Here is a 697-nt window from a genome sequence, read left to right as displayed (position 1 = left end):
ACATAATTAACCACACGAACTTCGACATCTGAGTGAGCTGCAATCTGACGAGCTGCTTGGTAGATTTGAGTAGCCAACTCACGACTTGGAGCAGTAATGACTGCTTGCACACTATCGCTAGTTTCATCTAATTGCTGGAAAATGGGTAACAAGAAAGTATGAGTCTTTCCTGAACCAGTTTTTGACTCGCCCACCAAATCACGACCTGCCAGTACAATAGGAATTAATTTTTCTTGTACCTCTGTTGGAGTCGTAAACTTTAACTCCTCCAAGGCTTCTACTATATAATTTTTAAATTGAAATTTCTTAAATGACATACTATCCTCGATTCTATCCTTTCAATTATACCATATTTTATCCTATTGCAGTAGTCCCATTTGAGTCTCAGTCCTGTAGTAAAGATTCGAATAGATTAAAAGGTTGGAACCTCTGATTCCAACCTCTTTCATTATTTCCAGGTCAATACAGCATTCAAACCATAGTGATCACTGACTTGTGGACTATTTTGTCCATCAAAAACTACTTGTAAACTCTCTACTTCTAACTCTTTGGTCGTAAAGACGTAGTCGATTCGTAGTGACTCGGTATTGCCTTTCCAACCATCAATTTCTGGTGGAACGGTATAGCTACCACTTCTTTCTTTCGCAACTTCAAACGCGTCTTGCAATCCTAATGGGCTAGCTAAAATCGCTTGATA

At 38.9% G+C, this 697-nt stretch carries 1 protein-coding gene and 1 pseudogene; both read right to left on the bottom strand.

All coding sequences use genetic code 11. From position 1 onward, the window contains the following. Positions 1 to 317: DEAD/DEAH box helicase (locus GMD1S_RS08580; RefSeq protein ID WP_000008639.1), on the bottom strand; the 317-nt coding region annotated here is incomplete at its 3' end. A gap of 131 nt (positions 318 to 448) precedes the next feature. Beyond that, positions 449 to 697, bottom strand: a pseudogene (locus GMD1S_RS08575) (hydrolase); the annotation flags it as partial.

This window comes from Streptococcus sp. GMD1S, from assembly GCF_000296875.1.
GTDB lineage: Bacteria > Bacillota > Bacilli > Lactobacillales > Streptococcaceae > Streptococcus.
The sequence above is the reverse complement of the archived record's forward strand: the minus strand, read 5'-3'. Positions and strand labels throughout refer to the sequence as shown.